Here is a 7,077-nt window from a genome sequence, read left to right as displayed (position 1 = left end):
CAATTACCTGATGACGCTGCAGCACGTCGAGGCCGGGCTGTCGATCGCGCTAGATGCCTTGACAAGCACCCCCGAACCGCAGGGAGGCTTCGTATCGGGGTGCGGGGGAGGGGCTGGGTGCCTCGATCGCTGGGTGCACCGGTGCGGTTTGTCGAGGTGCACCGGTGCGGTTTGTTGGTGGGTGGGGCTTGCGCCCCAATGTGGCATTGGGTGCATCGCACGCACCCAATGTGGCGTTCGGTGCGTCTGACGCACCCAATGCCACATTGGGGCGCGTTCCGGCGGTGGGCGGAGGCGGTCCGTGAAGGGCTCCTTGAGGGAATCTGATTCCGTGAAGGAGCCCCTCACAGACCGTCGAGGGGCCGTGAGGGGAACCCTGAGGGACTCTGAGTCCCCCAGGGTGGCCCTCACGGAACTCGTCAGCCGCGCGGGTCGAAGGGGATGCCGTTGGGCTTCGACTTTTCCAGCAGGTCTTGGTAGCGGCCTTCGCTGATCTTGATCGTCGCGGCACCGAAGTCCGCGCCCATCAGGCGGTCGCGCAGGGTGGTCGTCGGCCAGCCGTCCCAGCCGACCAAGGGCGGATAGCGCCAGTCGTGGTAGTGGTTTTCCGGCGGTTCGTCATGGGCGTCGGCCAGGCGGAAGAAGTGCGTGCCGGGGCCGTCCTTGTGATACACCGCCTTCGGGTGGGTGCCGTCGAAGCTCACCTTTGACCGCGGATAGGTCACCTGCGAGGAGTGCTGCGTGGTCGTCACGTACTCGACCTGGTTCGACGACTGGTCGATCCACGAGATCACGTGTTCCCAGTCGTGCCGGTGTCCGCCCAGGCCGCTGCCGTCTACCGCCTGGTCTTTTTCGAAGTAGCTCGCGTAGACGACCGCGCACCAGCCGTGGTTGCAAGTCGACCGGGAGTAGGTCTGGGAGTTGTCCAGATCGGACTTGTCGTGGCAGTTGCCGTTGACCGCGCCGGTGGTTTTGAGGCCGGGAGCCAGCGTGCCGTCGGGGCCGATCGCTGGGGTGGCGTAGCAGCCGTCGCCGTCGTAGTCGTATGCAGGCGAGAAGGATTGCTCGTATCCGTTGGCCTTCTGCGGCAGGTTGTGCGGCGGATCGGCGTACGCCGCGGACACCGGGAACAGCAGTGCCATGGCCACCATCACGATCGGGAGTTTCCTCATGTTCGGATGGTGACATTGTGAATACAGAAGGTGAAGGTACGCAAGGGAAGCATTCGGTGGCCGCACGGCCTTCAGTTCGCGAGGACCTCCGCGCCCCGGTGCACGCGCAGCAGGTCAGCTCGTACGAGGTCGGCCAGCAGGCGCTCCTCCTCGTCCACGTCGGCCGGACGCGGCGGCAACTCGCCGCTGCCCGCCAGCGCGTCCGCGGCTGCCGAGGCGAAGGACGCCATTGTCGGCGACTGGTCATCTCGCTGCAGCAGCGCGCCTGCCGACGCGGCGAGTCCGCGTAGGCCCTGTCCGGCTTCTTCCAGGGCTTCTCGTTGCTCCGGCGAAGGCTCCCGGCTGCCGGGCTCGGGGCTCAGCAGGTCCTGATGTGTCCGGGCCGCTGCGCGGAATCGCAGTCCGACCTCGCGTCGGCCGCCTCCCCCGCGCAGTCGTTCCGCCACCGAGGCGAGCAGTTCGCCGGTTTCGGCGACGGCGTCGGAAAATCGTTGTGCCACTGAAGGTTTCGGGACGCCTGGCACTGCGGCGAAGCCGAAAAGCAGCCCGATCGCCACCGCCAGCGCCACCAGCAGCAGGTACTCCACGAGTACCGAGACCGCGTCCAGATGTCGCGTCGTGGCGTTCATGCCGACGCTCATCAGCACCATGCAGCCGTTGAACACCATGGGTTTGACCTGCATGAACGGGAATCCGACAAGGAGCGCGACGATTCCCAGCGGCAGCAACGCACCGGGCGGCAACAGCCACAGCGCGACCGCCAGGACCACGGCTCCGGCCACGGCGCCGGCGGCGCGCTGCCCTGCCTTTGCCAGCGTGTCCCGCCATTCCGGCTGCATGAGCGCGAAGGTCGTCATCAGGAAAGACACCGTGAGCGGGTCGCCGGGCCGGAATGTCGCGATCACCGCCGCGACAAGCATTCCCAGAGCACACCGCACCGCGTGCCGCAATTGAGCGGACCGCCACGAGAACACTCCGGTCGCCTCGCGTCGCAAGGCCTCGCGGACGAGGTGCCGTGGGAAGTCCACAATGGACTCGTCGCGGGCCAGTACTGCTTCCCTGATCGCGAACAGTCCGGCCCAGGCTTCGTCGAGCAGCGCGCTGGTGTCCCCGGGCAGCGCGACATCCGGATCGATTCGTTCGATCTCCGGTGGGTCCGAGACAGTCTTGGCTCGCACGGCTTCCGCAAGCGCCGCGACCTGTTCGTCTGCCGCGTCTAGCACGCGGGAAACGGCGGCCGCCTGCTCCTCGTCGAACGCGCGTAGCCGGTCTCGTAGCAACGCGGCCGTTCCGTGATACCGCGCGCCGCCTGCGAGAACACGCGCCTGCCACGCTCGCGGGCGGTCGGTCACCCACAATCGCACTGCCCGCTCCGCGCTCGCGCGGTCCGGTCCGGCGAGGGCGTCGGCCAGCGCGGTGCGGGTGGGTTTACCGGGATCGCGCAAGCCCATAAGCAGTCGCAGCACGAAGACGACCCCGACGGCCAGCGCCGGCGCACAGATGATCTGCACCGGGCTGGCCGCACCGCTCAACTGGAAGCCGTAGCCGAACACCGAAGCCATGCCGAGTCCGAGCCCGACTGTCACGTACCGCGGCCCGAGCGCGGGCACGACCGCCGCCGCGAACACCACCAGTACCAGCAATGCGATCGACGCGACCGGCGAAACCTCGCCCAGCAACCGCGGCCCGGCCCCGCCCAGCACGACCGCGGGAGCGAACGCCGCGAGCAGCCACAGGTCCGGCCGCAACGGCCCGCCGGTGGCGGCGATGAAGCAGAACAACGCGGTCAGCCCGGCCAGCATCGCCGTCCCGCCGAGCCCGAGCGCCACCCCGAGCCCGGCCGTGCCGCCGACGACCACCAGAATCGCCGCGAGCATCCCGCCGCCGCGCGCAATCGCGTTCATTCCGCCTCGTTCCGTCACCGCGCAATGCCGCCGGGTAGCCTCGCACGCCGCGACCGGGCGCCGCACGGCGGGGAAAGCTCATGCGCGACGATCGCGGTTCTTGCCGGGATCGCCGCGCACGACCTCAGACGGTCGCGCGCTCCGGCGGCAGCGTCAGCAAGTTGTGCACCTCGCTGTGCGCCTCCCCGGGCAGCCCGTCCAACGCCCGCAACGCCGAGTTCCGCGCCGCCACCTCCGCGTCGGTCCGCGGCGACATCACGACCGACCCGCCCGTCGCCAGCGCCTGGTTCGCCTCCACGAATTCGCGCGACCGCTTCTCGTACGCCGCGAACGCGACGTCGTGCGGGGCCTCCGCCAGCTCGTACGCCAGCAAGTACGCGCCGATCATCGCGAGGCTCGAGCCCTGCCCGGACAGGAACGACGTCGCGTGCGCGGCGTCCCCGGCCAGCGCGACGCGGCCCTTCGACCACACCGGCATGTGGATCTGGCTGACCACGTCGAAGAACAGGTCGTCCGCCGAGCGCATCGCCTCGACCATCCGCGGCACCTCCCAGCCGCAGCCCTCGAAGCGGCTCGCGACCAGCGCGCGCTGCGCGGCCGGGTCGGCGAACGCGGAGAACGGCGGGTCGGTGTGAGTGAATATCAGGAACCCGTGCACCTGGTCGATGTCGCCGTCGCCCGCGGCGTAGAGCGACGCCGAACGACCCGCGACCGCCCAGGACATGCCCTCGTGCGACAGGCCGAGGTAATTCGGCATGGTGAACCCGGCGAAGCAGTAGCCGAGGTAGCGGTGGAATTGCTCCTCCGGCCCGAGCACCAGCGAGCGGGTCTTCGAGTGCAGGCCGTCCGCGCCGATGACCAGGTCGAACGTCTGGGTCCGGCCGCTGTCGAAGGTCACGTCGACCCCGTCGCCGCAGTCGTCCAGCTCGGCGATCGAGTCCGAGAAGCGGAAGTCGACGTCGTCGCGCACCGCGTCGTACAACAGGCTGGTGAGGTCGCCGCGGGCCAATTCGATGTCGTGCCCGGCCTCGTCCCCGGTGATCACGGTCGGCGCGACGCTGTTCAGGACGCCGCCGTCCCCGTCGAGGAACGCCAGCCGCCGGGTGTTGACGTGCCGCGCCCGCACCGCCTCGTCCAGCCCCATCCGCCGCAGCACCTCGACCGCCGGACCGCGCATGTCGATCGGGTACCCGCCGCCGCGCACCGCCGCCGACTTCTCCACCACCGTGACCGCGAAGCCGTACCGGTTCAGCCAGTACGCCAGCGCCGGGCCCGCGATGCTCGCCCCCGAGATCAGCACACTCCTGCTCATGGTTCTCCCCTTCGCCTCGGCAGGCGGTAGATGCCTACCTTAGGTATCATTTTCGAGACCGGCCGGAACCGCCTCTCGCGATCCCGGTGACCCAACTGTATACCTAACTTAGGTATCTAATCAAGGAGCGCGCGATGTCCGCCGTCCCTTCCCTGCTCCGGGACCTGCTTCCCCGGCTGAACGAGCTGAGCGGTTCGCTGCGCCGGGGCAAGCTGTTCGAGCGCGCGGTCGAGGCCACCGGGCTGCCGCTGGAACGGCCGGCGATGACCGTGCTCGGCATCCTGCACATCGAGGACGCGCCGCTGCGGGTCGGCGAGATCGCGAACCGGATGAACGTCGTCGGCCCGCACGTCACGCGGCAGGTGCAGGGGCTGGAAAGCCGCGGGCTGGTGCGGCGCGTGGCCGACCCGGACGACCAGCGGGCCCGGCTGATCGAGCTGACCGCGGAAGGAAAAGCCGCGGCCGAACGCTACATCGGCGTGATCGAGGACTGGTTCGCCGGCGCGATGAGCGGCTGGACAGCGGAAGACCGCCAGCTCCTCGACCGGCTGGTGACCCGGCTGGTCGAGGACCTGACGGCCCGGTTGTCCGATTTGGACTGAAGCGGTTTTAGCGCGACAGCCGCAGGAACTCCTGCTGCTCGCGGTCGTAGCGCTGGGTCAGCCCGTTTCCGTAGCGGTCCCACCAGTTCTGGGTGTGCCCGTTCTGGCGGGTGGTCGTGTCGCCGTAGATCTCCCGGTCGTACTCGATCCGGGCGTCGTGGAACTGCTGCTGGAATTCCTGCGGCGACAAGCCCTGCAACTGCTGCACCGCGGCCGGGTCGAGGGTGCGCGCGCTCTGCACGATGTCCGCGCCGCCCATGTGGTTCAGGATCGCCCGGACGCCGCCCGCGCCGCGCATGTGCGCGCCGGACATGATCGCGGCCTGCGTGCCCGCGTCGGAGAACTCCAGCGCTCCGGCGTGGCGCGCGTTCGCGGTCATCAGCTGCGCGACCACGGCGTGCTCCTCGGCGCTGCCGATGCCGTACTGCTGGCGGGCGGCCATGATCTGGTCGTAGCCGTTGTGCATGTTCCGCCGGAAGCCGTACGCCTCCGGCACCCCGCCCTGTTCGCCGGTCGCGCCCTCGGACCGCATGATCGAATCGACGACCCGCTCGTCCAGCTGCTGCGGTGCGGCACCCCCAGCAGCCGCACCGCCGCCCGCCGCCCCGGCTCCCCCGCCGCCCGTTCCGCCGCCGTAGCCCTGGGCCACCGCGGTGTCGGCGTCGGCGTAGTTCCGCGCCGCGTGCTGGACTTTGCCGTTGACCTGTTCGATCAGCTTCACGAAGTCGCCGAGCGACGACACGAGTTTCGACTGCAGCAAGGTGTTCGCCGCGGCGACCCCGCTGCCGATGCCCGCGAACGACAAGGCGTCGATCACGAGCGTCTCGAGGTCGCGCACGGCCGAGAACGCCGCTGAGCCGAGGCCTTCCACGTTCTTCACGATCGCCGACACCTCGGCCGGCAGCACCCGGTAGGTTCCCGCTGTCATGCCAGTGACGATCGCGCACCGGCCCCGTCGCGCCCACGGCCGAATTACCCACTTTCGCAGGGGATCGATTCCTTGCCCGCTGGGTACCTCGGCGGCATGGAGTCCGACGAGGACCGGCACGACCGGACCGACCACGAGATCGAACTGCTCGCCGAGCGGCTCTGGGCCTGGTCCCGCGAACCCGCCGACGACCCGGCGCCCGGCCTCGGGCAGCTCGCCGCCGCCGGTTTCGACGTCACCGGCCGCACCGCCGTGTACGGCGCCGGACGTCCGTGCGTCGCCCTGCTGCTTCCGTCCGACCGGCTCCGCGAATTCGGGCACAACCTCGTCGCCGCGGCGGTGCTCGGCGCGGCGCTCGCCACCGCCGCGACGCTGGAATCCGGTTCCGTCGTCGTCACCGATCGTCCCGCCGACGAGATCGACGCGGTGCTGACTTTCCAGCCCGGCGTGCACACCTGGGCCGCCGCGCCGCTCGCCGCGCGGACCGAACTGCGGGTGACCGTGCACGGGAATTCCGGTCCAGCGCCCGAAGACACCACCGACGCGGTCGCCTCGCTGGTGCAGGTCTTCACCGCGATCGCCGCCCTGCGCGCCCGGCTTCCGGCGGGTGCGACAGTGCAGGGAATCGTGACGCACGGCGGGGAATCCACCGACGTGGTGCCCGATTTCGCCGAAGCCCGCTTCGGATTGCGCGCGCCGGACTCGGAGGCGCTCGGCCGGATGGTCACCGAAGTGACCGCAGCCGCCGAAGGCGCCGCGATGGCGACCGGGACCAAGGCGAACGTCGAACGGTTCGGCCCGATTCACGCGCGGTTCCAGGACAATCCGGTGCTGTCCGGGCATTTCGCCCGGCAACTCGCGGCGTGCGGGATCCACGCGTCCCCGTCGGGTGCGACGGCAGTGCCCGGCCGGGCCGAGGTGGGCGATCTGAGCGTGCGGATGCCGACGATCCATCCGTCGGTCGCGCTCCACGATCCGGTGCGCGCGGTCGGCAGCCGGGCGTTCGCCGAGGCGACCGGCTCGCCGCGAGCCCGGACGGTGTTGCTCGCGACGGCGTCGGCGCTGGCCCGGACCGCGTCGGACCTTCTCGCGCACCCCGCGCTGGTTCGGCAGGCCTGGGACAATTTCGCCGATCGCGCGCGCCGGGGCGGCTAGAGTT

The 7,077-nt window shown here is 70.1% G+C and carries 6 protein-coding genes; 2 read left to right on the top strand and 4 right to left on the bottom strand.

The features are described from left to right. Positions 1-419: 419 nt before the first annotated feature. The 3 genes from ABZX37_RS40625 to ABZX37_RS40615 all read right to left on the bottom strand — a co-directional run bounded on the left by ABZX37_RS40625 (position 420) and on the right by ABZX37_RS40615 (position 4,388). Positions 420-1,172: an NPP1 family protein gene (locus ABZX37_RS40625; protein WP_354748911.1), complete on the bottom strand. Its 753-nt coding sequence runs from the start codon at positions 1,170-1,172 to the stop codon at positions 420-422. Positions 1,173-1,243: 71 nt separating this feature from the next. Continuing rightward, a complete protein-coding gene (locus ABZX37_RS40620) occupies positions 1,244-3,076 on the bottom strand; it encodes an FUSC family protein (protein WP_354748909.1) in 1,833 nt (610 codons plus the stop codon). Positions 3,077-3,200: 124 nt separating this feature from the next. Beyond that, on the bottom strand, positions 3,201-4,388 hold the full coding sequence (locus tag ABZX37_RS40615; RefSeq protein WP_354748907.1) for an FAD-dependent monooxygenase: 1,188 nt from the start codon (positions 4,386-4,388) through the stop codon (positions 3,201-3,203). Positions 4,389-4,522: 134 nt separating this feature from the next. On the opposite strand from ABZX37_RS40615, the gene ABZX37_RS40610 reads away from it, so the two are divergent. Continuing rightward, positions 4,523-4,990 (top strand): MarR family transcriptional regulator, encoded by a 468-nt coding sequence (locus tag ABZX37_RS40610; protein ID WP_354748905.1) that lies wholly within the window; start codon positions 4,523-4,525, stop codon positions 4,988-4,990. Between the two features lie 7 nt (positions 4,991-4,997). Here ABZX37_RS40610 and ABZX37_RS40605 read toward each other — a convergent pair whose 3' ends face one another. Further along, positions 4,998-5,918, bottom strand: a complete 921-nt coding sequence (locus tag ABZX37_RS40605) for a hypothetical protein (RefSeq protein WP_354748903.1) — start codon at positions 5,916-5,918, stop codon at positions 4,998-5,000. 72 nt (positions 5,919-5,990) lie between these two features. Here ABZX37_RS40605 and ABZX37_RS40600 point away from each other — a divergent pair, with 72 nt between their 5' ends. Continuing rightward, positions 5,991-7,073: a peptidase dimerization domain-containing protein gene (locus ABZX37_RS40600; RefSeq protein WP_354748902.1), complete on the top strand. Its 1,083-nt coding sequence runs from the start codon at positions 5,991-5,993 to the stop codon at positions 7,071-7,073. Positions 7,074-7,077 lie beyond the last annotated feature (4 nt).

Origin of the sequence: Amycolatopsis sp. NPDC004079, assembly GCF_040610415.1 — a bacterium.
GTDB classification, from domain to species: domain Bacteria; phylum Actinomycetota; class Actinomycetes; order Mycobacteriales; family Pseudonocardiaceae; genus Amycolatopsis; species Amycolatopsis halotolerans.
The sequence above is the reverse complement of the archived record's forward strand: the minus strand, read 5'-3'. Positions and strand labels throughout refer to the sequence as shown.